Source organism: Devosia subaequoris, assembly GCF_014197055.1.
Lineage (GTDB): Bacteria > Pseudomonadota > Alphaproteobacteria > Rhizobiales > Devosiaceae > Devosia > Devosia subaequoris.
This window is the reverse complement of record NZ_JACIEW010000001.1, coordinates 621,035-647,986: the sequence shown is the minus strand read 5'-3', so window position 1 is coordinate 647,986 and position 26,952 is coordinate 621,035. Positions and strand designations below refer to the sequence as shown.

Annotated in this window: 20 protein-coding genes; 8 read left to right on the top strand and 12 right to left on the bottom strand. The window is 61.4% G+C overall.

Annotated features, from left to right (window positions below; translation table 11 throughout):
* Positions 1–13 precede the first annotated feature (13 nt).
* From GGR20_RS03080 to GGR20_RS03045, 8 genes are all read left to right on the top strand, one after another.
* Complete coding sequence (locus GGR20_RS03080) at positions 14–463, top strand: c-type cytochrome (protein WP_183309735.1); 450 nt, start codon at positions 14–16, stop codon at positions 461–463.
* A 256-nt stretch (positions 464–719) separates the two neighbouring features.
* A complete protein-coding gene (gene cysS / locus GGR20_RS03075) occupies positions 720–2,138 on the top strand; it encodes a cysteine--tRNA ligase (protein WP_183309734.1) in 1,419 nt (472 codons plus the stop codon).
* A 25-nt stretch (positions 2,139–2,163) separates the two neighbouring features.
* Positions 2,164–2,658 carry a GFA family protein gene (locus GGR20_RS03070; protein WP_183309733.1) on the top strand — a complete coding sequence of 165 codons (495 nt, stop codon included), beginning with the start codon at positions 2,164–2,166 and terminating at the stop codon, positions 2,656–2,658.
* A gap of 17 nt (positions 2,659–2,675) precedes the next feature.
* Positions 2,676–4,319, top strand: coding sequence for a citramalate synthase (gene cimA / locus GGR20_RS03065; protein WP_183309732.1), 1,644 nt, complete (start codon positions 2,676–2,678; stop codon positions 4,317–4,319).
* A 173-nt stretch (positions 4,320–4,492) separates the two neighbouring features.
* On the top strand, positions 4,493–6,604 hold the full coding sequence (locus tag GGR20_RS03060; RefSeq protein ID WP_183309731.1) for a LysM peptidoglycan-binding domain-containing protein: 2,112 nt from the start codon (positions 4,493–4,495) through the stop codon (positions 6,602–6,604).
* A gap of 145 nt (positions 6,605–6,749) precedes the next feature.
* Positions 6,750–7,070: an ArsR/SmtB family transcription factor gene (locus tag GGR20_RS03055; RefSeq protein ID WP_183309730.1), complete on the top strand. Its 321-nt coding sequence runs from the start codon at positions 6,750–6,752 to the stop codon at positions 7,068–7,070.
* The gene (locus GGR20_RS03050) at positions 7,070–8,965 is read left to right on the top strand and encodes an ABCB family ABC transporter ATP-binding protein/permease (protein ID WP_183309729.1); all 1,896 of its coding nucleotides are present in this window, start codon (positions 7,070–7,072) and stop codon (positions 8,963–8,965) included. Before GGR20_RS03055 ends, GGR20_RS03050 begins: the two co-directional genes overlap by 1 nt.
* Positions 8,966–9,111: 146 nt before the next feature.
* Positions 9,112–9,585, top strand: coding sequence for a GNAT family N-acetyltransferase (locus GGR20_RS03045; protein ID WP_183309728.1), 474 nt, complete (start codon positions 9,112–9,114; stop codon positions 9,583–9,585).
* 56 nt (positions 9,586–9,641) lie between these two features.
* On the opposite strand, the gene GGR20_RS03040 is transcribed toward GGR20_RS03045, so the two are convergent.
* The 12 genes from GGR20_RS03040 to GGR20_RS02985 form a co-directional block, all read right to left on the bottom strand.
* Positions 9,642–12,980: an efflux RND transporter permease subunit gene (locus GGR20_RS03040; protein ID WP_183309727.1), complete on the bottom strand. Its 3,339-nt coding sequence runs from the start codon at positions 12,978–12,980 to the stop codon at positions 9,642–9,644.
* Between the two features lie 10 nt (positions 12,981–12,990).
* On the bottom strand, positions 12,991–14,256 hold the full coding sequence (locus tag GGR20_RS03035; RefSeq protein WP_183309726.1) for an efflux RND transporter periplasmic adaptor subunit: 1,266 nt from the start codon (positions 14,254–14,256) through the stop codon (positions 12,991–12,993).
* Between the two features lie 17 nt (positions 14,257–14,273).
* Complete coding sequence (locus GGR20_RS03030; RefSeq protein WP_183309725.1) at positions 14,274–14,822, bottom strand: PadR family transcriptional regulator; 549 nt, start codon at positions 14,820–14,822, stop codon at positions 14,274–14,276.
* 186 nt (positions 14,823–15,008) lie between these two features.
* Complete coding sequence (gene cysQ, locus GGR20_RS03025; RefSeq protein WP_246349368.1) at positions 15,009–15,833, bottom strand: 3'(2'),5'-bisphosphate nucleotidase CysQ; 825 nt, start codon at positions 15,831–15,833, stop codon at positions 15,009–15,011.
* Positions 15,830–16,705, bottom strand: coding sequence for a carboxylating nicotinate-nucleotide diphosphorylase (nadC, locus tag GGR20_RS03020; protein ID WP_183309724.1), 876 nt, complete (start codon positions 16,703–16,705; stop codon positions 15,830–15,832). The genes cysQ and nadC overlap by 4 nt, the downstream gene beginning before the upstream one ends.
* Positions 16,706–16,800: 95 nt before the next feature.
* On the bottom strand, positions 16,801–17,586 hold the full coding sequence (locus GGR20_RS03015; RefSeq protein WP_183309723.1) for an SDR family oxidoreductase: 786 nt from the start codon (positions 17,584–17,586) through the stop codon (positions 16,801–16,803).
* A gap of 74 nt (positions 17,587–17,660) precedes the next feature.
* The gene (locus GGR20_RS03010; RefSeq protein WP_183309722.1) at positions 17,661–18,926 is read right to left on the bottom strand and encodes an AGE family epimerase/isomerase; all 1,266 of its coding nucleotides are present in this window, start codon (positions 18,924–18,926) and stop codon (positions 17,661–17,663) included.
* 141 nt (positions 18,927–19,067) lie between these two features.
* On the bottom strand, positions 19,068–20,015 hold the full coding sequence (locus tag GGR20_RS03005) for a class 1 fructose-bisphosphatase (protein ID WP_183309721.1): 948 nt from the start codon (positions 20,013–20,015) through the stop codon (positions 19,068–19,070).
* Between the two features lie 86 nt (positions 20,016–20,101).
* Positions 20,102–24,775 carry an NAD-glutamate dehydrogenase gene (locus GGR20_RS03000; RefSeq protein ID WP_183309720.1) on the bottom strand — a complete coding sequence of 1,558 codons (4,674 nt, stop codon included), beginning with the start codon at positions 24,773–24,775 and terminating at the stop codon, positions 20,102–20,104.
* A gap of 426 nt (positions 24,776–25,201) precedes the next feature.
* Positions 25,202–25,480, bottom strand: a complete 279-nt coding sequence (locus tag GGR20_RS02995) for a DUF6894 family protein (protein ID WP_183309719.1) — start codon at positions 25,478–25,480, stop codon at positions 25,202–25,204.
* Between the two features lie 86 nt (positions 25,481–25,566).
* On the bottom strand, positions 25,567–26,106 hold the full coding sequence (locus GGR20_RS02990) for a flavin reductase family protein (protein WP_246349367.1): 540 nt from the start codon (positions 26,104–26,106) through the stop codon (positions 25,567–25,569).
* Between the two features lie 132 nt (positions 26,107–26,238).
* Entirely contained in the window at positions 26,239–26,841 is a 603-nt protein-coding gene (locus GGR20_RS02985; RefSeq protein ID WP_183309718.1) for a superoxide dismutase, read from the bottom strand.
* Between the last annotated feature and the right edge of the window lie 111 nt (positions 26,842–26,952).

Genomic DNA, 26,952 nt, shown 5'->3' with positions numbered 1-26,952 from the left:
AGGGAACAAGACGATGATGAAATTGGTCTCCGCAGCCGCCATCGGCACCTTTCTGGCTCTCGGCGCCGTTGCCGTCATCGCCCAGGATGGCTTCACGCCGCCTGAAACAGCCGAAGAGGCTGTAGAGATGCGCCAGGCCCTTATGAAGGAAAATGGCGGCGTCCTGCGCTCCGCTCGCGGTCTCTCCGGGGCCGAGGCGGTTACCGCCATGACCACTTTGCGCGACAATTTCAGCCACGTTCCCGACCTCTTTCCTGAAGGTTCGATTGTCGGCGACACCAAAGCGCTTCCCGCCATCTGGGAGGACTGGGAGGGCTTTGTCGCCATAGCCAATGCCAGCGAAACTGCCGCGGCTGAGGCTCTTGCTGCCGCTGAGGCCGGCGATGCCGATGGTTATGCGACCGCGCTTCAGTCTCTGATGGGCACGTGCGGCCAGTGCCACCAGCAGTTCCGGGCGGAGTAGCTGCCCCGCGCGTATTCGAATCTATCGCCTCCAAAGCGAATGGGCGGCCCTCGGGTCGCCCTCTTTTTATTTGCACTTGATTTCTTCGGGCCGCGCGGCCAATCTCCGCGCCATGAACACCGCATGCACCATTACCTGCTGCATTATTACCTGCTAACCCCAGCGTTGGCGGAGCGGTCTTCTTCATCCTGATGGTTTGAAAACGGATAGAGGCTCTCCCGCCAGAGCAATACCGTATGGCCCACAGGACCCCGCGATGACCCCGGCAAAGCCGCAGCTTTCTCTCTATAACACGCTCACCCGGACCAAGGCGCCCTTCGTGCCGATGGACGAGAACAATGTGCGCCTCTATGCCTGCGGTCCCACGGTCTATGACTTCGCCCATATCGGCAATGGTCGCGCCGCCATCGTCTTCGACCTGCTGTTTCGCCTGCTGCGCTACACCTATGGGGAAGAGCACGTCACCTATGTGCGCAACATCACCGACGTCGATGACAAGATCAACGCCCGTGCCCTGCGCGATCATCCTGACCTGCCCCTGAACGAGGCGATCCGCAAGGTCACCGAAACCACCGCAGCGCAATATCAGAAGGATGTAGCGGCGTTGGGTTGCCTGGAGCCGACGATACAGCCCCGAGCCACCGAAAACATCGTCGAGATGCAGGAGATGATCCAGCGTTTGCTGGATAAGGGTAATGCCTATGAGGCGGACGGCGAAGTGCTGTTCGCCGTCGATTCCATGCCCGATTACGGCCAGCTTTCAGGCCGCAATCTCGAAGACAATCTGGCTGGCGCCCGCGTCGCCATCGACACCCACAAGCGCAACCCCGCCGATTTCGTGCTCTGGAAACTATCGTCCGAGGATGAACCCGGTTGGGACAGCCCCTGGGGTCGCGGCCGCCCCGGCTGGCATATTGAGTGCTCGGCCATGTCCGAGCGCTATCTCGGCGAAACCTTCGACATTCATGGAGGCGGCCTCGATCTCATCTTCCCGCACCATGAAAACGAAATCGCCCAGTCCCGCTGCGCCCACGGCTCGCACGCCATGGCCAATGTCTGGATGCATAATGGCTTTCTGCAGGTCGAAGGCCAGAAGATGAGCAAGTCGCTGGGCAACTTCTTCACCATCCACGACCTGCTCGAAACCGAAGCCTTCGGCGGCCGCAAATGGCCCGGCGAAGTGCTGCGGCTAGCGATGCTGATGACGCATTATCGTGAGCCGATCGATTTCACGGTGCGACGGTTGGAGGAAGCTGAAGCGTTGCTCAACGGCTGGTACCGTGCGGTGGGCGACGTGACGGCCGAGGGCGGACTTTTATGTGCCGGCATGGTCGACGCGCTTGATGACGACCTAAATACCCCGGCAGCCGTCCAAGCCTTGCATGAACTGCGCGCCGAAGCAGTCAAGGGTATCGCGCCAGCCATGCGCTCGCTCAAGGCCAGCGCGGCCTTGCTTGGCTTGCTCACCGATACGGCAACACATTGGTTTTCCGGCGAGGATGTGGAGGCTGGCGCGGTCCAAACGCAAGTGACCGCCCGCCTTGCCGCCCTCAACGCCAAAGACTTCGCCAAGGCCGACGCCATCCGCAACGAGCTCGCCGAACAGGGCATCGCCCTGATGGACTACAAGGACGAGAACGGCCAGCGTCAGACCAAGTGGGAGGTCAAGCGATGACACTTTGCCTCGGAGGGAGAAGGTGATGGAACGCTACAAGATCGAAGTCAGCGGCGGCTGCCAATGTGGTGCCGTGCGGTTCCATGCCACCGAGATGCTGGACAATTCCCACATCTGTCACTGTCGCATGTGCCAGAAGGCCGCCGGAAATATTTTTGCGGCCCTGGTCGCCGCGCCGCGCGATGCCATCACCTGGACGCGGGGGGAGCCAAGCCGCTTTCGCAGCTCAGAACACGTGGACCGAGGGTTCTGCGCCAATTGCGGTACGCCGCTCTTCTACGACGACCGCCAGGGCGATCGGGTCAATTTCATGGTCGGAGCTCTCGACCATCCCGAGCAGTTCCCGCCCCACGCCAATACCGGCAATGAAAGCCGCGTGCCCTGGTTCGACACATTGCCATCCATCGAGCATGGCGGCATTACCGAAGATCCGGAGCGCGAAGACTGGTGGAGCGCCATTCAGGCAACATCGCATCAGCATCCCGACCACGACACCGAAGTCTGGCCCAAGAAACAGTAAGCCCAGTTAGGCCCCCAATGTCCCGCACACGCCTTTATCTATTCGACACCACCCTGCGCGACGGTGCGCAGACCGCCGGCATTGAGTTCTCGCTCGAGGACAAGATTGCCATTGCCGGCATGCTCGAACAGATTGGTGTGGACTATATTGAAGGCGGCTATCCCGGTGCCAATCCCGTCGACACCGCCTTCTTCGAAAAAAAGCGCACGAACAAAGCCATTTTCACCGCCTTCGGCATGACCAAGCGGGCAGGGCGCTCGGCCGCAAATGACCCCGGCGTGATGGGGTTGGTCAATTCGTCGGCAGAGGCCGTCTGCTATGTTGCCAAGGCCTGGGACTATCAGGTCGAGCTGGCGCTTGGCTGCAGCACCGACGAACACCTCGAAGGCATTGCCGACTCGGTGCGCACCGCCTCGGACGGCAACAAGGAAGTGCTGGTCGATCTCGAACACTTTTTTGATGGTTACAAGGCCGACCGCACCTATGCCCTGGATTGCGTGAAGACGGCGCTTGAGGCCGGTGCGCGCTGGGTCGTGCTCTGTGACACCAATGGGGGCACCATGCCTTCGGAAGTGCGCGAGATCGTTGCGGACGTGATGACCATCGCGCCCGGGGATCGCTTGGGCATCCATCCCCATGATGATACCGGCCAGGCCGTCGCCAACGCTCTGGCCGCTATTGAAGCCGGCGTCTGCCAGGTGCAGGGCACCCTGAACGGCCTGGGCGAGCGCTGCGGCAATGCCAATCTGGTGACCCTGATCCCGACCCTGGCGCTCAAACCCTATTATGCCGACCGCTTCGAAACTGGCATCACGCCCGACCATCTCGAACAGTTGACGCATATTTCGCGCGCTTTCGACGACCGGCTCAACCGCGCGCCCGCGCGGCAGGCGCCTTATGTTGGCGCATCGGCTTTTGCCACCAAGGCAGGCATCCACGCCTCGGCCCTGCTCAAGGATTTTTCTACCTATGAGCATGTGCCGCCCGAAAGCGTCGGCAATGAACGCTCCATCATGGTGTCACAGCAGGCTGGCAAATCCAACCTGCTCACCGCATTGGCCCGACACGACATTGCATTGCAAAAGGACGATCCGAAGCTGGAAAAGCTGCTCGCCACTGTCAAGGAACGCGAATCCCGCGGCTACTCCTATGACGGCGCCGATGCGTCCTTCGCGGTTCTCGCGCGCCGCGTTCTTGGCACGCTGCCCGATTTTTTCGACGTCGAACACTACCGCGCCATGGTCGAGCGGCGCCACAACGCCCTCGGTGAGGAAGTTACAGTCACCGAAGCCGTGGTCAAAATCCGGGTCGATGGCGAATTGCTGATGTCGGTGGCCGAGGGCAATGGTCCAGTCAACGCGCTGGATCAGGCCCTGCGCAAGGATCTGGGCAAGTATTCCTCCCGAATCGAAGATCTGGAGTTGGTCGACTTCAAAGTGCGTATCCTGGACGGCGGCACGGGCGCGGTCACCCGTGTACTGGTCGAGAGCCGAGACGGCAGCGGTGAGCGCTGGGTAACTATCGGCGTTTCGCCCAATATCATTGATGCCTCGTTTGAAGCTCTGTATGAATCAATCACATACAAGCTGTTGAAGACTGAGGCGGCACAGGATTCGACACTGGGGGCAAACGCCAGCCGGGCGAGAACACTCGCCGGCTGATTGAATTTTACCGGGAGGGCAAACTGGCCGAAACCGCTCCGAAACGACCTCTGGCTCTGACGATCGGGGCAGCGGCAGTCACTCTACTCGTTGTTCTAGGCGTTCTGTCCGGTCCATCGATTGTCACCTGTTTCAACAGCCCCGACGGTATGGGGCAATGCCTACGCGGTAAGATGGTTGAAGTCGGGCTTATCCCGGCTCCGCCTGCGCCTGCAGTTGCCGAGACCGAAGCGCCCGCCGAAGAAGTCGTCGCCAGTGTCGAAGAAGCGGTGCCTGCCGAACCCGAACTGGATGTCACGCCACCTATAGAGGCGGAGGCTGAAGCCGACGTCGATCAGGTTGTCGCCGCCACGTTCGGCCTGCTGCGCGCCGAACCCGACGGCTCGGTTGTTATCGCTGGTAGCGGTACGCCAGGCAGTCGCGTTGAAGTGTTCGCCAATGGAGAACTGCTCGGAACCGTCGAGGTGGAATCGAGCGGTGATTGGGTCTTCGTACCCGATGCGCCGCTGCCGCCTGGCGGAATGGAAATCACGCTGGGCGAAGAGGGCAAGCCCGGCAGCGCCGAGGACTCCTTTATCGTCGTCATCAACGAGGACAAATCCAGCCAGCCTCTGGTCGTCGCCAGTACGCCGGGCGAGGCCAGCGAAGTGCTGCAGGGCCTGAACGCGCCCACGCAGATGGCGCTAGCTCCTGCTGCAAATCCTCTGCAACCCGCTCAGGATCGTCCTGCCGCGAATCCGGTGGCTCCGGCACAACCTGCTGCGTCCGAAGATGCGCCGGCTGTGCCACTCACGGCCGTTGAGCCACAGCAGGCTCTCGAAGCGCTCGAACCTTCCGAAGCTGCTGCGTCCCAGCAAACCACCGCGCCGCTCGCACCCGACGTCCCCGCCGCTGAGCCCGAGACTGCTGCCGAACCGGCCAGCCCCGAGCCCGCATCCCCTCCTGCAGACGAAAGCCGCATTGCGCCCGCCCAAACGGCCACCGGAGCGCAAACCGGTGTCGACACGTCGGGACCAACCGAAGCTGCTGAGATGGACGTAGCGGGGCAACCGGAAACACAAGCGCCGGCACCTGCAGAACCGGCACAGCCCCTGGATCAGGACGAAGCGGTGGTTTCGCCCGCGCCTGTGACCAATGCCCAGCCTGCAGATGAGGCGCAGCCCCCTACCGACACCCCTGTGCCAGCCGCAGAGACCATTCCCGCCGAGGAGGCCGAGGAGGCAGCCGCACCCACTCTGCCACAGCCTGAATCGACGCCTGCCTCCGCCACCGAGCCGGAACCAGCGGCAACAGCCGGAATCGTCGAAGATCCGCAGATCGCTGCAACGGACCCTGATCCGGCCGCCGAAGCGGTCGCCGAGCAGGCTGCCGAAACGCTGGCGGCAGCGCCGGTGGTGCCGCCAACCATCGATGCCATTGAGATCGAAAATGACCGCACCTTCTTTGCAGGTGCCGGGCCCGAGGGTGGTATTGTTCGCCTCTATGTCGACGATAGCTTCGTCGCGGACGCAACGATTGAAGGTGGTCGCTGGCTGGTCGAGGCCGGTCCGGTGCTGGACGCGCCCAGCCAGCGCGTGCGCGTGGACTTGCTACAACCCAACTCCGCTGAAGTCATCGCGCGCGCCGAAGTTAATTTCGTCGTGGAAGTGCCGGGTGCCGAAACGTCGGTCGATATTGCTCAAGCACCAGCGCTGGAAAGCGAACCTGCTTCGCCGCCCGAAACCGCCGCTCCAGCAGCCGCGGTCCCCGCGGCAGACGCTCCGGTCGAGCCTGTGGTGGTGACGCCTGACCAGCCTGCGATCGAACCCGACGTGGCTGCAGCCGAGGAGGAGGCGCCCCCGCCAGTTGAGACACCTGAGCCGGTCGTTGCAGAGTCGGAACCGGCGCGTGAAGCACCTGATGAGCAAGCTGCATCGGTTGAGCAGACAGAGCCCGTAACGGCCGAACCGGCGTCTGCCCCTCCTGCCGCTGACGCGCCCACCACGGCGGAACCACAGCAGGCACTGGCCGAGCCGGTTGAGACGCCTGCGGAAACGGTCTCGGATGAGCCTGCTGTGCCGACAATGGTCGCCGTATCCTTGGGAGATCCGGATGCGCAGCGTTTTGCCTCCGGCAAGGCCATTATTCGCCGCGGCGACAACCTCTGGACTATCGCACGTCGCGTATATGGCGAAGGGCTCAAATACACGACGATCTATCAGGCCAACACCGGCCAGATCCGCGATCCGGACCGGATCTATCCGGGTCAGGTTTTCGACCTGCCCGAGGATGCTCTGGTTCGGTAATCCACCAGAAAGCGGCGCCGAAAGGCGCCGTTTTCACGGGCCTATTGATTTTCCGCGCGGCAAGCCCCATTTTCCATCGTAATTCACCGATCAACCGGACAGCGCCAGCCCCACTGGGCGGTCCCGACACGCCGAGCACAGCGCCATGCATGATGATGACATTGCCAATACCATGCGTGCGCTTGGACACCCCGTACGTCTGGAGATCCTGCGCATTCTGGCCACCCAACAGCAGGGTCAATGCTGTTGCGCCGATGTAACGGACAGCTTGACCCTGGCCCAGTCGACCGTCTCCCAGCATATCAAGGTTCTGCTCGATGCAGGCCTGATCGAGCGCAAGCCGCATGGCACGCGCAATCGCTATTGTCTCCGCCATGACAAACTGGCCGAACTCAATTCGGCCTTTGGCGGTCTCCTCAAGGGGCTGGCGCCCGTCGCCGCCAACAAGGAAACGGAACAGGCCTGATGGCTTCTGACAGCACTGAGAAGAAACCGTCCGTCAGCGCGGATGAGGGTTCGGTATTTTCTACCGTTCGGAATCTCTGGTCCTATATGTGGCCGAATAATCGCCCCGATCTGAGGATGCGGGTGGTTATGGCGCTGGCCGCGCTGTTGGCGAGCAAGGTCGCCACGACCCTCATACCCTTCGCCTACAAGGGCATCATCGATAGCCTGGATGGCCCCGAGCCGGACCAGACTTTGGTGCTTGGATTGGCGATACCCCTGGTCCTGGTCATCGCTTATGTCGTCGGCAATATCGTGGACGCCGGCTTCCAGCAATTGCGCGATGTCTGGTTCGCCAGTGTCGGTCAGCATGCCGTGCGCAAGCTGGCCCTGCAGACCTTTCACCACATGCATCGCCTGTCGCTGCGCTTTCACCTGCAGCGGCGCACCGGCGGCCTGTCGCGCGTTATCGAGCGCGGCACCAAGGGCATTGAGACGGTGGTCCGCTTCGCCATGCTCAACATCGCCCCGACCATGGTCGAGTTTGTCGTGGTGGCCGTCATTTTTGTCTGGCTGTTTGGTGTCAGCTATCTCGGCGTGCTGGTGGTGATGATCTGGGGCTATCTCTATTTCACCATCAAGGCCTCGAACTGGCGCATCTCCATCCGCCGGGACATGAACGAGAGCGATACCGACGCCAACGGCAAGGCGATTGACAGCCTGCTCAACTTCGAGACGGTGAAGTACTTCGCCAATGAAGACATGGAAGCCCGGCGCTTCGATGGCGCGATGGAGGGCTATGAACGCTCGGCCATCCGCATCTGGACCTCGCTTGGTTTCCTCAACTTCGGCCAGGCGGTCATCTTCTATAGCGGCTTTCTTGCCATTTCCATCATGTCCATCCTGGGCGTCATGGACGGCACGTTGACCCTGGGTGATTTTGTTCTGCTCAACACCTTCCTAATGCAGATCTATCGGCCGCTCAACTTCATCGGCTTTGTCTATCGCGAGCTCCGCCAGGGCCTCACCGATATCGAGGAGATGTTCAAGCTGCTCGACCAGGATCCCGAGATTCAGGACAAGCCCGGCGCGAAATCGCTCGCCGTGACCGGTCCCGTCATCCGCTTTGAGGACGTTAGCTTCCACTACGATCCGGACCGTCCGATCCTGAAAGGGGTCAGCTTCGATGTCCCCGCAGGCAAGACGGTGGCCATTGTCGGCCCGACCGGTGCAGGCAAATCAACCATCTCGCGCCTGCTGTTCCGTTTCTATGACGTAACCGATGGCCGCGTGACGATCGACGGGCAGGATCTGCGCGACGTCACCCAGGAGAGCCTGCGTTCGGCTATCGGCATGGTCCCGCAGGACACCGTGCTGTTCAACGACACCATCGGCTACAACATCGAATATGGCCGTCCCGGCGCTTCTGCCGAAGAGGTCAAGGAAGCTGCGCGTATGGCGCAGGTCGCCGGCTTTATCGAGACCCTGCCCAAGGGCTACGACACGCCTGTGGGCGAGCGCGGCCTGAAGCTCTCGGGCGGTGAAAAGCAGCGCGTTGCCATTGCCCGCACCATCCTCAAGTCGCCCTCGATCCTGATCCTGGATGAAGCCACTTCTGCCCTAGACACCAAGACCGAGCGTGACATTCAGGCCGCACTGGACGAGGTGTCGCGCAACCGCACTACCGTCGTTATTGCCCACCGCCTCTCCACTGTCGTCAATGCCGATGAAATCCTGGTGCTGCGCGACGGGCAGGTCGCCGAGCGTGGTGACCATGCCAATTTGCTGCAGCAGGATGGTCTGTATGCCCAGATGTGGAACCGCCAGCGCGAAGCAAACGAGGCTGCGGAACTGCTGGCCCGCACCCAGAACGACCCCGACGGCTTCGTCAAGCGCGGTACGCCGGCTGCGGAATAGCCGTCAGGCGGACGCTGCGGTCACAATAAGCATGGCGTTGGAGCGATTGGCGCGCTGTTGCCCGCGGTGATCAATCAATGCCTTCAGGAGCGATTAGACAGCGCATATAACGGCGCCGTCCGAAGCAGTTTGATCGGAGCAGCGGCATGACCATATCGATCCGCAGGGCGAAGGACGATGACAAGAGCGCAATCGCCAATCTGATCCAGCTCTATCTGCACGACATGACCGAATTCATGCCATTCCCAGTGGGATCGGATGGCCGGTTTGAATACGGCTTCCTCGACCGTTTCTGGCGCCATCCCTATTTCCTCATGTCAGGCGAAGAGATTGCCGGCTTCGCGCTGGTCATAGAGGAGTGCCCGCTGACTGGCCGGAAACCCTGCTGGTTCATGGCAGAATTCTTCGTGCTCCGTGCCTACCGGGGCAGGGGCGTTGGCAGGTCGACGCTCGATCTGGTCCTGAAGGCGCATCCCGGCGCCTGGCATATCGCTGTGCCTCACGCCAATGTTGCGGCGCGGAAATTCTGGCCTCAGGCGCTGGGCGGCAGGTTGGTTACGTCGCGAGACATCGCATTCGAAGGTGACACCTGGACGCTGACAGCGTTCCAATCCCAATAAAAATGCAAGAAGGCCCGCATTGCTGCGGGCCTTTCTCACGGTTTGAAAAGATGTCTCTACTCGGCCGCATCTCTTCGGCTGACCACTGTCACGCCATTGGCTTCCTTTTCGGTCAGCCCGGCCTGTTTGGAGACGATATAGCGCTTGGTGCTATCTGCGTCTTCGGGGATTTCCACGGCCATGCCGTCGAAACCTGCTGGCGCCGCCGCTTCCTTCTGGCGGAAGGGGCTGGAAATCCAGACGCCGATCACCGCAAAGATCGATCCAAGCCACCGGATCTGCTTCCACATCACCGTCGGCGCAGTAATCATCACCGGCACCATGACCAGGGTCAGGGCCGTCGACAGGAACAGGCCGGAGACGAGTGCTGCCGAGAGATGAACGAACCAGGAGCCGGCAATGCCGCCCGCCACGATTTCGCGGCGGATGAAGTCAAACTCGACATTGGCCCACATCGGGATGACGCCCAGGGCGGTGAGGAAGGCCGTCAACAGTACTGGTCGCACGCGCTGGCTCACGGTCAGTAGCATCGCCTTGACCGCTTCTACGTTCTGGTGCCGGTGATAGTCATTATAGGTGTCGATCAGCACGATGCCGTTCTTCACCACAATACCAGCGAGGGCCACGATGCCCAGCCCCGTCATGATCGCCGAGAAGGTCATTCCGGTGATCAGCATGCCAAGCAGCACGCCGGCCACGGACATCACCACGGTCATCAGCGTGACCAGCACCTGGTAGAAGCTGTTGTACTCGAGCAGCAGGATGAAGGAGATGAGAACCAGGGCCATGATCATCGCCTGGCCAATAAAAGCATTGGCGTCCCCCATCTGTTCTTCGGCGCCGCCGAACTCAACGTTCACGCGGTCGGGGAAGTCCTGCTGGGCGATCCAGGCCTGCAATTCTTCAACCTTGTCGGCGGCATACACACCTTCTGGCAGTATAGGCAGAGCCGCAGCGACAGCCATAGTGTAGACTTGGTTGCGGCGCTGGATATTGGCCACCTTGGGAACGGCGGTCCGCTCGATGAAGTTCGAAACGGGCACAAGTCCTTGGCTGGTGGCGATGCGCATGGAGTCCAGCGCATCAAACGTGCGTTCGTCCTCCGGCAGCCGCACACGGATATCCAGTTCGTCGCCCGTCAGTGCATCGCGATAGGTGCCAAGCTTCACGCCCGAGGTGACCAATTGCACATAGGGTGCCAGTTCACGTACGCCAATCCCGTATTTGCCGGCTTCGGCCCGGTCCACGGTGATCTGCCAGTCGATGCCCGGGGAGGGGCGTCCGTCTTCCAGGTCCACCACTTCTGGCCACGTTGCCAGATGGTCATGGATTGCCGTCACGACAGGGACGAGATCATCATAATTGGTGCTTTCGACACGCAGATTGATGTCCTTGCCGGCCGGCGGACCGTTCTCTGCCGCGATCACCTGAATGTCGAGTCCGGCAATGTCGGCCACGCGCTCACGAATATCGGTGAATATCTCCTCGGCTGGAACACGGTGGTTCCAGTTGGTCAACTGCAGCTGGAAATTGCCGATCGTGTCAGGCGGCATGGTGCCAAAGGCGCCTGTTGTGCCGAACTGCATGATCACGTCCTGGATGCCCTGGACCTGTATCAGTTCGTTTTCGACTTCCACCAGCATGTCCCGGATTTCCTCGGGAGAGTAGTTGCCCCTGCCAACCACGGCGACCGTGGCGAACTCGGGCTCGGACGCCGGGAAGGCTTCTGAACCGGTTGGGTTGGCCGAATAAGCCACAAATATGGTGGCGATGACGCCGAATCCCACAGCCAGCGTTGGTAGCGGCCAGTGCAGCAGCTTTTCCATCGCGCGCACATAGAACCCGGTCAGCCCGCCCACCTTCTTGGAGTCGAACTTGTCCGGATACATGACGATGTCGGCCTTGGCCTTTTCTTTCTCGTCCACGTGGGTCGAGGCGATCAGCGAGCCAATGACGGGCATGAATATCAGGGCAGAGATAAAGGACGCGATCATGACGATGATCACGATCATCGGCAGATAGCTCATGAACTTGCCGATAATGCCGGGCCAGAACAACAGCGGAATGAAGGCGCCCAGCGTTGTCGCCGTAGCACCTACCACGGGCACAAACATCTTGCGCATGGCCATAACGAAGGCTTCCCGCTTGGGAACCCCTTCCTGCAATTTGCGCTCTGCATACTCGACCACCACCACGGGATCGTCCACCAGAACGCCAACCGCAATGACCAGGCCAAACATCACCATCATGTTGATGGTCATGCCCAGACCCTGGGCCACCAGAAAGGCCATCATGAACGAGAGCGGGATCGACATGCCGATCATAATCGCGGGGCGCACGCCGAGTGTGGCCACGCAGGTGATCAGCACCAGCGCCACCGCCGTCAATACCGCCGCTTCAAGCGAACGGAATAGCGCCGTCGTGGTCTCTGCCTGGTCGAGGAAGAACGAGTAGCTCACGCCCGCCGGCCAGTCCTTGGCGGCCTCGGCAGTCACCGCGCGCACCTTGTCGGAAACGTCGATGACATTGGTGCCCAGCTTCTTGGAGATGCCTAGAATCAGGGCAGGGGAGCCGTTGACCTGTGTATATTCGGTCGCATCGGCCAGTGTACGGGTAATGGTGGCGACATCGCCGAAGGTGACAATCGTGTTGCCGTCAGTCTTGAGCGGCAGGCTGAACACATCTTCGGCCGTCGTGATCAGACCGGGAACTTCAACATTGAACGAGCCCTGTCCGGTGTTGAGCGTTCCGCCAGCAACCACCATGTTGTTGCGGGCCAGGGCGTCGAACAACTGGTTGGCCGTCAGGCCATAGGCTTCCAGGCGCAGAAGGTCCACACGGACTTCAAGCTGCTCCTCGCGGGCGCCGGACAACGTGGCTTCGCGTACCTCGGCGATGCCTTCAAGGGCGTCCTGCAGCAGCTCAGCGCGACGAGCAAGCTCCTTTTCGGGTGCGGATCCATAGACAGCGACCGAAATTATCGGCATGCCCACGATGTCGATCTCGTTGACAGTGGGGTCGTTGGCGTCATCCGGCAGTGAAGCGCGCAGCGCATCCATGCGCGCGCGCGTATCGGCGAGTGCCTGATCCTTGTCGGTATTGATATCGAACTCGAGGAACACCGACGCGTGGCCAGTGGTGGAGGTTGAGCTGATATTGTTCAAACCTGGCAGCGTCGCCAATTCTTCTTCGGCCGGCTTGGCCAGAAGGTTTTCCGCATCCCGGGGCGAAACGCCCGACTGGCTGATCGACACGTAAAGATACGGCACGTCGATTGCCGGAAAGCTTTCCTTGGGCATCGACATATAGGCGCCCGCGCCAGCGGCCAGAACGACGATCATGATCGTCAGGACGACCCGCGGCATCCTGAGGATTTTTTCGATAAAATCGAGCATGGTTGCGTTCCTAGCTGGCAGCGGTTTCGGCGGACTGTTCGGTTGAGCCGGCATCAACCGCCTGCCCGGAATTCACATTCTCCTGCCCCACGGTGATCACGTCGGAAATCAGTGGCAGGCCGGTGACCCACACGCCCTCGCGGGTGTCGCTCACAATGGTGATCGGGTAGAAAGCAACCACGCCGTCTTCCACCGTGCGCACGCCCAACACGCCATCATCATCCAGCGTCAGGACAGACTGTGGCAGCAGATGACCCGGAGCGGTGCCGATATTCACGATCGCCTCGGCAGTCACCCCGTCGCGAATGGCGAAATCCTCATTGGGGATTTCGATTTCAGCGGGAAATGCCCGGGTCGCATTGTCTGCGACTGCTGATACATAGGTCACCTCGCCCGCAACGCTTTGGCCAGTTACGGTCGTTATCGTGGCTTCGAGACCCGTCTTCGCCAGTTCGATATGCGCCTCCGGCACCATGCCGGTGAAAACGATCGGGTTGAGCTGCACGATGGTGGCACATGGCGATCCGGCGTTGAGCATGGAGCCCTCTACCGCAACCGGGTCCTGCACCAGCCCCGCCACTTTGGCGACGATCTCGGTGCGTTCCAGTTCTGCCTCGGCATTGTCCAGGCCGGCCTTGGCCTGGCTGACACCAGCCTTGGCCTGGGCCAGGGCGACCTCAACCGCATTGGCTGTATTCGCAGCGGCCAGTCCGCGATCGCGCAGATCGGCATTGGTATCGAAATTCAGCTGGGCCTGAGCCAGCGCTGCCTCGGCCTGTGCCAGCCCGGCTTCTGCCTGGGCCACAGCCGCGACACGTGTGCCCTGGTCGAGTGTGCATAGGGGGTCGCCGACTTCGACGCGCTCCCCCTTGGTGACATGCACGACATCTACGGCACCCGAAGTTTCCGCCACCGCGGTGATTGTTGCTTTTGCCTGAGTGCGGCCGCGCAACGGCACCTCGATGGGCATTGCTGACGCCGTGAACCGCTCGGTGCGCACGCTTTGCAGTGGGGCGCCAGAGCCGGTCGTGGCTTCATTGCGTTGCGCAATTGTCAGCGCTGGATCGACTTCAGGTGCACTGTGTTGGGCCAGCACGCCTGCATCGTCCAATGCGGAAGCAATGGGGCCATGCTCTTCGCCTTCGATAACGGCAATGATCGGCGTCTCGCCCTCGCCGGGCCCTCGGCCGCCTTGAACAAAGGTTCCAGTTGCCAGCCAGCCACCAGCAAGAAGCAGGATGACGAAAGCCAGGCCATAGGAGAACAGTGCACGCATGAAGTCTATCTCGCCCCTTATTCAGCCGCGTCTTTGCGTGGCTCGGCTCGCGCCATTGTGATTAGTTCGTGCATATGGGTGCGCAAATGTTGTTCCGCAACCTCCAATACTGCACGCCCGTAGTTGATGACCCACATATCTGCTGCATTGCAGCTATGCTCTTTGGGTGCCTGTTCCAATTTCTTGAGATCCTCGGCCGTTCGCTCGAGAAACTCATTACAACGCTGCTCGACCAGATCGCGCGGAAGGATGTGCGCAAAACGCGCAAAGAGCAGGAAGGGGCTGCGGAACACGTCTTCGCCCAGAGGCTCGCTGAGCTCGGCCGCAAAAGCGGCCTTTCCTGCCTCGGTGATGGAATAGACCTTGCGCGCGGGCTTGCCGGCCTGTTGCTCGGAGCGGCTGGTGACCAGGCCTTCGTCTTCCAAACGCGCAAGTGCGGGGTAGATCGAGCCATAGCTGGCTTCGACGAAATAGGCGAAATTGCCTTCCGTACACATTCGGCGAATGTCGTATCCGCTGGCCTCTTCTTCATAGAGAATGGAGAGGCAGAGAGTTCTGACGTTCATGCGCGCGTTCCTCTGGCCATATTCTGGTCCGATATATGCTCGGCGTATATATGGCTGTAACACCTGCTGCAAGCTTTACGGCAGGGGAGGATGCGCAGATCAGTTAATCACGGATTGCACGACAGAGCTGTCGCGCCAGGCGGTGCGATGATTTCCGGCCCTCTGGGCGCGCTGATGCGCCCGCACTCACAATTCAATGAGGCGACGCATCTCATTGGCCCCGGTCTGCGCCAACTCCAGGCTAGCCGCCGCGATAAAATAGGGATTGAGGAACTTTAGCTCCCCTTTGCCATAGCGCATCGGCGCGCCATCCAGTGTCAGGACAGCGCCGCCAGCTGCTTCAAGCACAGCCTGCCCGGCGGCGGTATCCCATTCACAAGTCGGGGTAAACCGGGGGTAAAGCTGGGCGTCTCCGCGCGCCAGCAGACAGAACTTGAGAGATGACCCCACCGACACATCGCTTTCCACCTCCAGCGTGTGGCAAAGCTGCTGGAGCGCCGCATGGCCATGGCTGCGGCTGGCAACAATCTTCGGGCGCTGCAGCAGCCCCACCTTGATGGCCTCCCGCCCGACCACGACGCCAGCTGCGACTCTGCCGGCCCAGGCACCATCCGCATCACCCACGAAGATGTCGCCGCTGGCTGGCGCCAGCACAACTCCCATCACTGGGCGGCCTTGCTCAACGAGCGCAATATTGACGGTAAACTCGCCATTGCGCTTGATGAATTCCTTGGTGCCGTCCAGCGGATCGACGACGAAATAGCGATCGCCCAGCTGCGGGATGATCCCCGCCGCCACACTCTCTTCGCCCAGCACAGGCAGGCCGGTGATCTTCAGATGCTCGATGATAATCGCTTCAGCCGCCGCATCAGCCTCGGTAACCGGCGAGCCGTCATTCTTGGTGACGACATGGATCGGTCGGTCATAAACGGCACAGATCACCTCTGCAGCAGCGATAGCGGCGTCGACGGCGATATCAGTCAAAGACAGGGCGGCGGCTTCGGACATCATGCGCCTCGTCCCGCTGCAATAACCACATCGAGTCCAAGATCGAGCGGCGTAGCGCCCATGGTGATCTGGCTGGTGGAGATATAGTCCACACCGGTTTCGGCGATGGATCGCACCCGGTCCAGCTTCACACCGCCCGATGCTTCCAGCTTCGCCCGGCCGGCATTGAGCGTCACAGCCTCGCGCAGGGTCTCATTGTCCATATTGTCAAGCATGATGATCCGGGCGCCGGCTGCCAGCGCCTCTTCGAGTTCCGCCAGCGTCGTTACCTCGATTTCTATGGCCACCAGATGTCCGGCAAAGGCCTCAGCCGTCTGGTAGGCCGCGGTCACGCTACCCGCGACGGCAATGTGGTTGTCCTTGATCAGAATAGCGTCATTGAGCGCAAAACGGTGATTGGCGCCACCGCCACAGCGCACGGCATATTTCTCGAAGGCCCGCAGGCCGGGGGTGGTCTTGCGGGTGTCGCAGATCATCGCGCTCGTCCCTGCGACGGCGTCGGCATAGCGCCGGGTCTGGGTTGCGATCCCGCTCAGGTGGTTCAGGAAATTCAGCGCCACCCGCTCGCCTGACATGACAAGTCGTGCCGGACCGGAAATCTCTGCAACGATACCGCCGACCTCGACGCGATCGCCATCGGCAAGCTTGGCTGAAAAGATGACGCCGTCGCCCACCAGCCGGAAGGCCGCAGCGGCAAGTTCGAGACCCGCAATCACACCCGCTTCACGTGCCGAAAGCGTGGCAGTGGCCCAGGCGTCCGGCGCCAGCGTTGCCTGGCTGGTCAAATCGCCCGCCAGTCCCAGATCTTCCTCCAGCGCCGCCGTAACCGCACGTTCAATGAACAGGCGAGGAAGTTGAGGGGGTAGGGCGGTCATGGTGCGTCACCGACTATATGGACTGGCCCGTGCTTTACGACGCGTGCCCAAGACTGACAACAGCACCAGGGGGTACGCTTTTGTGCGTCTGTCCCCTATCGCAGCAAACTCTGCCCCCCATCGATCCACACGGGACTGCCGGTGACATGCCGCGCCGCATCGGAAACCAGAAAGGCGATGACATCGGCAACGTCCCCGGGCTTGCCTTTCGCACCGCCAGTCAGCGGGATATCACCTTCGGGAAAATGCACGGGGATCCCGGCCTCTTCACTTTCGCGGTGTTCGGTGCTGTCCTCGATATCGCTTTCGATCGCGCCGGGACAGACGGCATTTATGCGGATCTTTTTCTGGCCCAGCTCCAGCGCCAATTGCTTGACCATCGCCAACTGCCCCGCCTTGGTGGTGGTGTAGGCGGTTGCGCCCGGAGAGGTGAAGGTGCGCGTCCCGTTAATTGACGAAACCACCACGATGGCCCCGCCCCCACCTGCCTCCAGCGCCGGCACGGTATGATGGATGGTCAGAAAGGTGCCGCGCAGATTGACGGCGATGGTTTTGTCCCATTCCTCGGGCGCCAAATCGTCTATCGGCGCCCAGACCCCGTTAATGCCAGCATTGGCCACAACGATGTCCAGCCGCCCGAAGTGCCCCAAAATCTCGGCGACCGTCGCCTTCATGCCCGTATCGTCGGTGATATCGCAGGTCGTCGCTGTGGCCTTGCCTCCGGCGCGCTCGATTTCTGCGGCGGTGGCCTCTATCTCATCGCGGGTGCGGCTGAGAGCAACCACCGTCGCACCCTCACGCCCAAGCTTGAGTGCCGTCGCCTTGCCGATGCCGGAACCCGCGCCCGTGACCAGCGCAACCTTGCCATCCAGAATTGCCATTGCCCATTCTCCACATTGCTTTGCAGAGCAACGCGGCAGACAGGCAATGGTTGAGCCCCGATGTGACGAACGGGCTAGAGCCGCTTGGGGTGGTCGGCCTCGATGATCCCGTGCGTAAGGCTTCCGGTCACCGGATAGAGCGGGATCAGACAAGCCTGCAAAGCGTGGTAGAGGTCGGGCTTGCCCACAAACAGACGCGAGGTCGGTACGAGTTGCTCGGTCAATTCGCTGTGCCAGCCACCGCGTTCGCGGTCGATTACGTGGTTCTCGGCAAAGTCCCAAAGCTTGCGATACCAGCGCTGGTAGTAATCGTCATGGTCATAGGCGCCGATATAGGCCGCCGCTCCAATCGCCTCGGCCACCGGCCACCACAGCTTTTCACGCATGATGGGCTGATTGTTCCAGTCCAAGGTATAGAAAAAGCCGCCATGTACCTTGTCCCAGCCCAGATCGATGGCCTGGCGGAACAGGCCGCGCGCTGACTCGGTCATCCAGCTATGTTCCTTGCGGCACAATACGAAGAGCTGAAACAGTAGGCGCGACCACTCCAGCGCGTGCCCCGGCGTCGTGCCGGACGGACGGAACATCTCGGAGCCGAGATAGTCCTTGTCCAGACTCCAGTCCTCATGGAAATGCTCGGCCACGCGATAGTCGAGCTTGGCCGCATTGCGGTGGATGATCAGATCGGCGATCTTGGTCGCCTTCCGGAGGTATTCGGTCTCGCCGGTAGCCTCATAGGCAGCCATCAGCGCCTCGGTCAGGTGCATGTTGGAGTTCTGGCCGCGATAGGTGCTTATCTGCCGCCAGTCATTGCCGAATTCTTCGCGCACGGCGCCGATCTTCTTATCCCAGAAACGTTGCTCGATCACCTCGGTAACGTCGGCGATCACCTGGTCGGCCAGGGGATGTCCCACCAGCTTGGCGCTGGCGCCCGCCAGCAGCACGAAGGCATGGCCATAGGCCTGCTTGCTGTCATCGACATAGCCATCGTCATCCAGCGACCAGACATAGCCGCCATTGCGCTGGTCGCGATGCTTCTCCCACAGATAACGCATGCCGTGATCGACAATTTCATCTGAGCCGGGCCGACCGATCAGGCTCCCGATCGTGGCGCAGTGAATCATGCGTGTCGTGACGTGAACCTGCCGCAGCCCATTTTCTGGCGAGAGCGGCTGACCATCATCGGAAAGCTCGAAAAATCCGCCCTTTGGATTGAGCGAGGACGCCTCGAAGAAATCGAACAGCCGATTCGCCTGGGTCATCAGATATTGCCGGTGAAACGGCCGGCTTTGCCAGGCGCCCCAATTGGTTTCGGGCAGGCGATTGGGGTCGTTGGTCATGCTGGCTCCTCCCGGCTTGCTCAAGCGCCGGTCATCTTCGGCGGGAGTTCTAGCGAAACAATGAGAACGTTGCAATTCCTGGAAGGTACTGAGCGAGACTAGCTTTGCGAGCCTTGGCTTCGAGGCAGAGCAACTCGTCGGCTAGCCCTTTCGATACCAGTCTTCCACCCGCTTCACCTCGTCTGCCGAGCCAAGAACCACCGGTACGCGCTGGTGAATATCGGTGGGCTCGACCTCGAGTATATCCTGTGTCCCGGTCGTTGATCGGCCACCGGCGCCCTCAACGAGCCAGGCCATTGGATTTGCCTCGTAAAGCAGCCGCAGCCGTCCGCCCTTGGCGACGGTCTCGCTGTCTAGCGGATAGAGGAAAATACCGCCCCGCATCAGGATGCGATGAATGTCGGCGACCATCGAGCCCACCCAGCGCATATTGTAGCGCTTGCCCGCCGGGCCGGTTTCGCCCGCAATGTTCTCGCGCACATAGCCGCTCGTTGCGGCATCCCAGAAGCGTTCACGTGCGGTATTGATGGCGAATTCGCCCGACGCGACCGGCACCTTCGCCTCGGCCACTGTCTGCACCCAGTCGCCCTTGTCGCTGAGCGTAAAGATGCTGGTCGGCCCCTCGATCCGCACCACCAGGCTCGCCGCCGGCCCATAGGCGACATAGCCAGCGGCCAACTGCGCCCGCCCCTTTTGCAGCGGCCCGCCTGCGCTCGCCAGAACCGAGAAAATCGTTCCTACGGTAACATTTACGTCGAGGTTTGAAGAACCATCCAGGGGGTCAGTGGCCACGATCAACCGGCCCTGACTCGATAGTTCAACGGCTTCATCCAGCTCTTCCGATACCAGAATCGAAATGGCCGCATTTGCCTCCAAGTGATTCAAAACAATGTCGTTTGAGATCACATCGAGCGCCTTTTGCGCCTCACCCTGCACGTTGTCCGATCCGGCCAGTCCAGTTTGCCCGGCGATGGGGGCCTGACGCAGCACAGCGGCAATTTCTGCACCGGCGGCAGCCATCGACAATATGGCATGGCTGAGATCGGCATCATCGGTTTGCGTGCTCAGCCACTGGGCGAGATCAGTCATTGGCAAGTCTCCATTTGCTGTGGCCCACCTTCGACAAACGGACCAACCATACAAGGCCGACTTTCGGGTGAGGGAGGCGCGCGTCGTTATCCTTCTCGCGCCAGATCGGTCAGCAAACCCGCAGCCACGCTCAACCGCGAGACGGTAATGCCGCCCTCAGTCAATTCTTTCACCGCCGCCACCGACCTCGCCAACGCAACAGAACGCTGCGCCACGAAGTCATCGACACTTCCTGCGACCAGAACATCGGCTGCCAGGTCGCGCAGCGCGCGCATCAGATTGGCCAAAGCACGGTCCAGCGCCATGCGGTCGAACCGGTCGCCCAGAACGATAGCGCGGCCATCCTCGATAATGCGGAACAGGTCAAACAATCCAGCAACGCCGAAATAGGCCTTGGCTGCTCTGGTCAGATCCACATTCCCGCGCTCTGCGACCAGCACTATGTCGCTGGCATGACTGAGGAAGGGCAGGGCGCCGATGCGCTGCGCCAGAGCCTCGGGAACACCATGCGTCATCAACCCGCTGATCCGCACCTCAAGCGCTTGGCGTTGATCCTCGGGCAGCAGGCCCTCGGCCGCCGCCAGTTGCGTTACACCGTCGCGATGCCGCGCAACCAGCTCGGCCAGCCCTCTGGTAACCGATGCATTGCGCAGGAACCACAGGACCTCCTGGCGCAGCAGAGCCTCCACCTGCGCGTAGAGCGCCAATTGCACTGACCCGGGCAGGGCGCCGTCCAGCGCATCGATCTGAGCATTGAGACTGCGCAGACCATATGCGTCGCGCACCGCAGCATAAGCTAGGGCTACTTCGCCTGCGCTGGCACTGGTCGCCGCCGTGAGTTCAGAGACGAATGCAGGCCCGCCGCGATTGATCATGGCGTTGGCCAGCACCGTGGCGATCACCTCGCGCTTCAGCCGGTGGGCCTGGACCTGCTCTGGGTAGCTTTTGTGCAGAGTCTCCGGGAAGTAGCGGAACAGTTCTCCAGCCAGATAAGGCTCATCGATGGCGGTGCCCGCCAGCAGGTCGTCGAACAGGGTCAACTTGGCATAGGCCAGGATTACCGCCAGTTCGGGCCGGACAAGGCCGCGCCCTTCGGCGGCCCGCGCATCGAGCGTGGCATCATTGGGCAGGAACTCGACGGCCCGGTTGAGCAGGCCACGCTCCTCGAGCCCCTCGATCAGCACGCGATGGTCGGGCAACTCGGCCAGACCCGCGCGCTCGGCCAGCGATATGGCCAGCGTTTGCAAGTAGTTGTTGCGCAGGCAAAGCGCTGCCACTTCCTCGGTCATCGACGCCAGGAAAGCGTTGCGCTCGGCCATCGGTAGAGTGCCCGATGCCACCACAGAGGCCAGCGCGATCTTGATATTGACTTCAAGGTCCGAGGAATTCACCCCGGCCGAATTGTCGATCGCGTCCGTGTTGATCCGTCCGCCGCTCAGCGCATAGGCAATGCGTCCGCGCTGGGTCAAACCCAGATTGGCGCCTTCGCCAACCACCTTGGCGCGTACCTGATCCGCCGTGACGCGGATCGCATCATTGGCACGGTCGCCCACCTTGGCGTCGTCTTCGTCACTCGCCCTGATATAGGTGCCGATACCCCCGAACCAGAGCAGATCCACCTGTGCCATCAGGATGACCCGAATAATCTCTGAGGGCGGTGCAGCGTCCTTTTCCAGCCCGAGAACAGCCTGCATTTGCGGGCTGAGCGGGATGGACTTCAGCGACCGCGAGAATACACCGCCGCCCTCGGATATCAGCCCCTTCTCATAATCCTGCCAGCTCGATCGCGGCAATTGGAAGAGCCGCTCGCGCTCGGCGAAGCTGGTCGCAGCATCCGGATCCGGATCGATGAAAATGTCCCGATGGTCGAACGCGGCCACTAGCCGGATCTCGCGGCTGAGCAACATCCCATTGCCGAACACATCGCCGCTCATGTCGCCCACGCCAACGACGGTGAACGGTTCTTTCTGGATATCGCGATCCATCTCGCGGAAATGGCGCTTCACGGCCTCCCAACCGCCGCGCGCCGTAATGCCCATCTTCTTGTGATCGTAACCCGCAGAGCCACCCGAGGCGAACGCGTCGCCCAGCCAGAAGTCGCGCGCCGTGGCAATGCCGTTGGCGATATCGGAAAAGCTCGCCGTGCCTTTATCGGCCGCGACCACCAGATAGGGGTCGTCACCGTCGCGGCGCATCACATCAGCCGGCGGCACCACAACGCCATCGACAAGATTGTCGGTCACATCGAGCAGGGCGCCGATAAAGACCTTGTAGCTGTCCCGGCCTTCCTCCAGCCAGGCCTCGCGTGCCATCCCCGCCGTCAGGCGCTTGGGCACAAATCCGCCCTTGGCCCCCACCGGAACGATCACCGCGTTCTTGACCTGTTGCGCCTTGACCAGGCCCAGCACTTCGGTGCGGAAATCCTCGGGGCGGTCCGACCAGCGCAACCCACCGCGTGCGATGGCGCCAAAACGCAGGTGCACCCCTTCCACACGTGGCGAATAGACCGAGATTTCGCGATAGGGCCGGGGCGCGATCATGCCCTCGACCTTGTGGCTGTCGAATTTGATGGCGAGCGCAGCCCGTCTGTTTCCGTTTTCGTCGCGCTGCCAGGCATTGGTGCGCAGCGACGCTTCAATCAGGTTCCAGAAGCGCCGCACAATGGTGTCTTCATCGAGCGAGGATATCTGGTCGAGCGCCGCGGCAATGGCCGCGCGTGCGTCCTCGGCAGCATGGTCACGATCGATCAGGTCAGGTTCGTGCAGCGCAGCGAACAGTGCCACCAGCGCTTGCGCAGCCGCCCGCTGCGTCACCAGCGCCCTGGCGATATAGCGCTGCGAATGGGAGGTGCCGACCTGCCGCAAATAGCGCGACAAGGCCCGTAGCAGGGCAGCGTCGCTCCACTCCAGACCAGCCAGGGTCACCAGCGCGTTGAGCTGGTCGCTCTCCGCCTGGCCCATCCACACAGCCAGCAGACCCGCCTCAATGGCTGCTGCGCGCGCCAGAACGTCGATGTTGCCGTCCTCGTGCAATTCGAGCACCATATCGTGCAGATAACGTTCGACCCCATCGCGCGGCACGATGGTGTAGGTGCGCTCGTCGATCACCCGGAACCCGAAATGCTCCAGCATGGGCACGCGATCGGACAGCGGAATCGCCGTGCCTTCGTGATAGAATTTTAGCCCCAGCGCTCCATCCGTGCCGGTTCGCCTCACCAGGCGAATGGCCACGCCGTCATCGTCCAGCCCCTCGAACACCGCGATATCGCGCAATGCGTCCTGTGCATCATTGCGGCTCTGATAGGCGCCCGAAAAGGCCTGTTTCCAGTCACTGACTGCCGCCTGTTCGGTGGCCGCCGCCATCAGCATGTCGGAAAAATCATGCGTCAGCGCCTCGACGCCTGTCTCCAGTGCCCGCCGGTCGGGCTGCGGCGTTGCCCCGCCATTGCGCCCGATGATCACGTGCAGCCGCACCAGATCCCCCTCGGGAAAATGCGGATAGTAAGCCGAAACGCGCCCATCATAGAGATCAGCGAGATAATGCGTGATCCGGGCGCGAACCGCGCCGTCATAGCGGTCGCGGGGCACATAGACGAGAATGGAGACGAAATTGTCGAACCGGTCGATCCGCGGCAGCACCCGCACGCGGGGCCGATCATAAAGCCCGGCGATGGCGCTGGCGAACTCGGCGAGCTGCGGTGTATCTATCTGGAACAGCTCGTCCCTGGGATAGCTCTCCAGCGCCCCCAACAGAGTGCGGCCGGCATGTCCCAGCGGATCGACGCCGGACTGGCGCATCACATCGGCGATCTTGCGCCGAATGATCGGTACATCGGTGTGCGGGGTCGCCAAGGCCTGGGCGGTATAGTGTCCCACCACGCGCAGTTCGCCACTCGCTTTCCCTGTCGCGTCGAACAGTTTGATCCCCACATAATCCAGATGGGTGCGCCGATGCACGCGGGCACGCACATTGGCCTTGGTAACGAGCAGGGGCTCTGGGCCCTCGACGAAATCCACCAATTGCGGCGTGCTTTCCACGTAATGCGGGCCGCTGCGGAGGACCTTGAGGTCTTCGTCGCGCAGGATGCCCAGCCCGGTGCCCGCCACAGGTAGCAGCACATCGCCTTCCAGGCGGTATTCCCGGCAACCGAGAAAGGTGAAATTGTGCTCGATCAACCATTCGATGAACCGCTCTGGCTCATCGCGCTGCCCGGCCCTGAGGTGCCCAAGGCCATCGGATGCGCGCCGCACCCGCTCCAGCATGGGCTGCCAGTCGGCAACGGCGCGCGCCACCTCCAGCAGCGTCGTCTGCATTTCCTCGATCAGCGCATTCGCGTCGGCGACCGGGTCGCTTTGAATATGCAGCATGCTGACGCTCTCGCCCCCCTGGGGCACTACGGCGCCATTGGCAACATGCAGTACAGGATGGGCGAACATCCGGATTGTGCCACCCATGGCCCGCAATGCGGCCAGGGCACTGTCCACGATGAACGGCATGTCGGGGCAGACGACATCGAGCAGAAGCGGCTCTCCCGGACCAGCAGGCGCGGTGGTTGCAACACGCGTCGCGCCCTGTGGGGTGGTCGTCAGCCGCTCATGACTGGTGGTCAGAGCAGCAATCAGCGCATCGCCATCCTGCCGCTCCAGATCGTCCGCGTCGGCAGCAGAAATCGCCGCAACGAGAAGACGTTGCAGGCTGTCATCGCCCGCCGACTTCGATTTGGCCAGCTCCAGCAATCGTGCCTTGACCCTAGTCGTCATCCCAAGCTTCCCCGTGACTCGCAGCCCTACCTTATGCACCTCGGATGACAGTGTCTGCACCACCAAGGTTGGAATTCGATCCGCCCCGCTCAACCGTATGGGCCAGCACAACGTTTCTCTCGAACGCCACAATCGGGCAAACCGTTTCCCGCCGCCACAACTCCGCAACACGTTTACGACTTGTTAAAACACTACTAGTCCTGTAGACTTAATACAGTTTTGAAAGCAGGTTCCTCCATGCCCAAACTGTCCCACTATGTGTCCTATATCGGTCTGGCTGCGGCCTTGCTGTTCGGCTTTATGGTGACCGTTCACGCCGGAGCAATGTTCGGGTAGACGCGATCAGGCGCTCCGAAAAAGCACAAATGGCGGCCGGGTTGGCCGCCATCGTTGCGCTAAAAGCGATGAAGCGAGTTGATTGAGTGACTAGTGGACCGTTGCCGGTTCAATCGGGGTGGCGGGACCATCGCCGACCTTTGGGCCAGCCCAGAACACGACATAGAGCAGGTCGTGCCCGGCGGCATCGGTAATTTCGATAGAGCGGGGGGCGTCCATCTCGCCCCCTTCACCCGCCACTTTTTCAATAATGGCCCGGCCCATCTCTGCGGCACTCTGCTCTGCAGCATCCAGATCGGGGTGGTCGCTGCCGGATTCATCGCGGATCAGCGCTTCGTCAGTACGGTAGTGAAAGTAATATTTTGGCACGATTAGTTCCCGTTTTACGGGGTCAACGTCGTGCGGCCGCAGAAGTTGCCAGACCGCCTGCCCGAAGTGTGGCATTGCCGAGCCTGTCAGTCGACCCCGCGCAATGCGCGATAGCCATGCCGATGCCAAAGCAGCGGGCTTGCACCGGTACTGCTTTCCGCCTCGATGATTGCGCCGGCGAACAGGACATGTGTGCCTGTTTCCATCGCACCGATCACCTCACAGTCCAGTGCCGTGACCGCCCCCTGAAGATAGGGCTGTCCCGAAGGCCAGCTTCCCCACTGCCCGATGCCGAACCTGTCGGCCGGTTCCACGCGGCCGGCGAAGGCATCAGCAATCTCCTCCTGCCCAGCCGACAACATGGCCAGGGAGAAGCAACCGGTCTTGGCAATCAGGTCGGCCAATCGGCTCACGATGTCGATAGAAACCAGAATGGCGGGCGGCTGGGCCGATAGCGACAGCACGGATGTCACCGTCCGCCCCACCCGTTCGTCCCCGCGCCGTGCGGTAACGACGTGGACACTTGAAGCCAGGCCAGACATGGCGGCACGGAACTCGGCGTCGTTGATGGCTGGTCGGCGCAGTGGCCTCAAAGCCATGGTGTCGGGCAATTCAAACTCGGGCATGGGGATAGTCATGGTGGAAACAGGCTACCAGTGCAATGTGGCCGGTGCAAAACACCGGCCTGCACCTCCCAATCTGAGGGAGGATAGATGGGGTGGGCCGCGCATTTCCATGTCGCGGCTCAATGCGAACCTTCAGCCCAGATTGGCCTCGGCGAACTCGTAATTCGCGAGCTTGTCGAGGAAGTTGCTGACATAGTCGGGCCTGCGGTTGCGGAAGTCGACATAGTAAGAGTGCTCCCAGACATCCAGGCCCAGCAACACTTTACCTTCGCCAGTGGCCAGCGGATTCGAGCCATTGGGGGTTTTGGTGGTCTTGAGCTTGCCGTCAGTGCCCAGCACCAGCCAGGCCCAACCCGATCCGAACTGCGTGGTTGCAGCGGTCTTGAAGCTATCTTTGAACGCATCGACAGACCCAAAATCCTCGATGACCTTGGCTTCCAGCTTGCCGGGCAGCTTACCGCCCTCTGGGGCCAGCGCCTGCCAGAAGTGAATATGGTTCCAGTGTTGACCGGCATTGTTGAACACCGGCGCCAGATCGGGCTTGTCCTTGGCGAAGATCACGATCTCCTCAAGCGACTTGCCGGCCAGTTCCGGCATCTTTTCGACGAAGCCATTAAGCGCAGTGACATAGGCCTGATGGTGCTTGCCGTGGTGCAGCTCCAGTGTTTCCTGGCTCATGCCGTTGGCGGCAAGCGCATTGGCCGAATAGGTCAGGGTGGGCAGCGTGAAGGTCATGTTCGGGTCCTTTCGCATTCGGCTTGCAAGTTTGTGCGCGCCGGGTTAATTTCCAAGCAATGGCTTTGAAAACCCTTTGCGATGATATGTCAAGTTCGGCCTTGGAAAATG